This window comes from Moorena sp. SIO3I6 (assembly GCF_010672095.1).
This window is the reverse complement of sequence record NZ_JAAHHU010000543.1, coordinates 1-2,866: the sequence shown is the minus strand read 5'-3', so window position 1 is coordinate 2,866 and position 2,866 is coordinate 1. Positions and strand designations below refer to the sequence as shown.

The following is a 2,866-nucleotide window of genomic DNA, read 5'->3' as shown; positions in this document are numbered from 1 at the left end:
ACTTAGATAGATTTTCTTTGGCTTAAGTGCTCTTCATGGCTTATGATACACTGTCAAGTTTTCACTGTCAAATTTTCGGTCAATTTACAGTGATTTTATCACTTTCTTTCAATGCGATTACCCTGACATTAATTCGTGCTCTAGAGCTGATTTATCAAAATGGAGGGCAAACAGTTTATGCCGTGCGGACAGCTGCAAAGTCAAGCTGCTCTAAGGCAAAATATGAATTGAAATCGGATTCGGAGACATTGCTGACGCTGCAAGCTAAAACTCCTGGTAATTGGGGCAATGAGATCAAGATTACAGTTACAGTTAACACAGAAATAACAGTCAAACTCTTCCAGGACAGAATTGAGGAAACATACTCAGTAAAAACAATTGAGGAACTCAAGACTGAGGTTAATCAAAAATCAGCTTTGGTGGAGGCTGAGGAGACTATAAAACCGGGAAAACCAAACCCCGTAAATGATGCCAACTTCAGTGGAGGCAACAATGGTGCTGATGCCGCCAGTGACGATTACAAAAGAAGTTTAGCTCTCCTAGAAAACGAAATCGTTAACATTGTGCTACTGGCTGGGCAAGATGTTAGCAAAACAGCGATGTTAACCGCTCTAGAGGGACACCTGAAGACAACAGCAGGAATCAAGCGAGAGCGCATTGGCATCATTGGTAGTGGCTTTACCAACGGTAAAGATAGCTTAGAAACTATTACTGGTCACACCCTCAATAATGACCGCATCATTTTTACAGCACCGGGAATTTTGGTTTCATCTCAAGGAAAGCAAAACAAGCTACCCGGTAGTTACCTAGCTGCTGCTGTGGCTGGGATGCTTTCTTCGTTGCCTGTACAAACCAGTCCCACTAACAAAACCCTAACAATTGAAGGTCTAACTACGGAATTTAACAGTGCAAAACTGGAAAAACTGGTCACAAACCGTGTTTTAACAGTAGAAAAACGGGCTGGATTTCGCATCGTTAAGGGAATAACCACTGATGATGGAGCCTGGAAGCAAATCACTACCAGACGGATTGTAGACTATGCAATCTACGGAGTTCGTAGCAGTTGCAATCCCTATATAGGTAAGTTGAATAATGAACGAGTGCGGGGAGCTATGAAAGCTACCCTGAATGCTTTCTTGACGCGCATGGTAGATAATGAAGCCTTGGTAAGTTATCAACTTGATGTATCAGCAACCCGCGCTCAAGAAAAAGAAGGGAAGGTGATGGTTACCATGACTCTAATGCCAACCTTTAGCATCGACTTTATCCAGGTGACGATGTATCTCGAGTAAAAAAAGACAGTCACGCACCATCAGCTGCCCTCACAACGAAGGATGAAAATCCTTAAATTTCGGAAATATTTAGGAGGACTAGTATGCCCAATGTTAATGTCTTTCGCGGTTCTGATGCCTCGTTAGTTCTAGCTGTCGATGACAGTGAGTCAGTAGAAGGTAAACTTGCGGATAGTTTAATTGGTGAGTATGAATTTTCGAGTATAGTTGGGCGCTTACAGAACGTAACGGTCAAGGTAGAAAATGAGTTACGACCTTACCACGAAATTGGTAAGCGTTTCCCAACGGAGTTGCGTCCCGGAAATATCAATGTTTCTGGCTTCGTGCAACGAGCTCATGTTAATGGGGCTTTAATTCGGCTGCTGCTGGGTGATGGAGCAACAAGTCCTCCACCAGTTGCCGCAATTCCTCAACCTTCCTTTAATATCGTAATTGCGCTGAAAAATCCAGCCTTTCCTGACCAAAGTAGTACCCTTACTGTGTTTGGTGTTAAGTTTGAAAGCTGGAGTTTTCAATTACCTGAAGATGATTTTGTGATGGAAGGAGTTAGCTTTAAAGCTTTACGCATTAGTGCAGAATAAAAGGGTTGACCAATGACGAATAACTAATGAATTGAATGCTCAAATGGAACCAACACCAGAAGAACTCCTAGCTGGTTCTACCGTTATCTTTAATGTTGTAGTGCCTCCACATATCTTGCAACCTACTCAAAGCAATGAGCAGTCAGAGGCTGATGTGGTTGTGCAGCTACGTCCTTTGACTATTGGTACGTTTGGGCTAATTATGAAAGCAGGGAAAAATGATCCAAGCTTAATTCCCTTGTTGATGATCAAGGAATCACTGGTAAAGCCAGCCCTTTCCTTAGAACAAGTCAAAAAGATGCATCTGGGGTTGGTTAACTTTTTGATCGCTCAAATTAGACAAATCAGTGGGTTGACCGAAAAAAAAACGTAAATGGCTTGAGTGCTTCCCCATTGGTAAAAGCCAGCTACCGTTTAGCCCGTGCATTTGGCTGGACTCCCCAACAAGTGCAAACAATGACCATGGGGCAAGTCTCGATCTACTTACAACTGTTAGATGAGGAAATTAGTCATGGCGATTCCTGGGGAAAGCTTTCCTAATATCAATCAGGCTCTCGTGGCTCTTGGGGAAGCCCTACGTAGTGAGTTTCAAGCCTTGATTGGTGAATACACCGCAGGAGGGTTAGCTGGGAATTATTTGACGAGTGAGGATTGCTCTGAACTAAGATGTTTCGAGGAAGTTGTATCTCAGGTTGGGCAGCTAGGTGAGGAATTCACAGCTTTGGAGATGTGGCTGACTTCCGGGTTTATCCCAGAAGGTTTAGCAACTCCTTTTGATGCTGATTTTGGGTATGATTGCGCCCCCCCTAGGGCGTGTTTTCAAAGTTTTCCGCAAGATTATGATCCCCCCCAGCCCCCCTTAATAAGCTATGCTTTATAAACATATTTCTTTACAAAAAACTTGACAAAAGTAACTTGATATGATTAGTGTGATCAAAAAACTTGACGTCCCACGTTCTCGCTCAGTTTGTATAGGAAAAGCCTTTTGCCAAA

The 2,866-nt window shown here is 43.0% G+C and carries 5 protein-coding genes; all 5 read left to right on the top strand.

The annotated features are described in order from the left end of the window. The first annotated feature begins 35 nt into the window (after window positions 1-35). The gene (locus F6K49_RS39250) at window positions 36-1,292 is read left to right on the top strand and encodes a phage tail sheath C-terminal domain-containing protein (RefSeq protein WP_293105975.1); all 1,257 of its coding nucleotides are present in this window, start codon (window positions 36-38) and stop codon (window positions 1,290-1,292) included. Window positions 1,293-1,375: 83 nt separating this feature from the next. Beyond that, window positions 1,376-1,873: a hypothetical protein gene (locus F6K49_RS39245; protein WP_293105972.1), complete on the top strand. Its 498-nt coding sequence runs from the start codon at window positions 1,376-1,378 to the stop codon at window positions 1,871-1,873. Between the two features lie 43 nt (window positions 1,874-1,916). Beyond that, window positions 1,917-2,246: a hypothetical protein gene (locus tag F6K49_RS39240; protein ID WP_293024017.1), complete on the top strand. Its 330-nt coding sequence runs from the start codon at window positions 1,917-1,919 to the stop codon at window positions 2,244-2,246. A gap of 5 nt (window positions 2,247-2,251) precedes the next feature. Continuing rightward, on the top strand, window positions 2,252-2,413 hold the full coding sequence (locus tag F6K49_RS39235; RefSeq protein ID WP_293080692.1) for a hypothetical protein: 162 nt from the start codon (window positions 2,252-2,254) through the stop codon (window positions 2,411-2,413). Next, the gene (locus F6K49_RS39230) at window positions 2,385-2,753 is read left to right on the top strand and encodes a hypothetical protein (protein ID WP_293105969.1); all 369 of its coding nucleotides are present in this window, start codon (window positions 2,385-2,387) and stop codon (window positions 2,751-2,753) included. Before F6K49_RS39235 ends, F6K49_RS39230 begins: the two co-directional genes overlap by 29 nt. The last annotated feature ends 113 nt before the right edge of the window (window positions 2,754-2,866 follow it).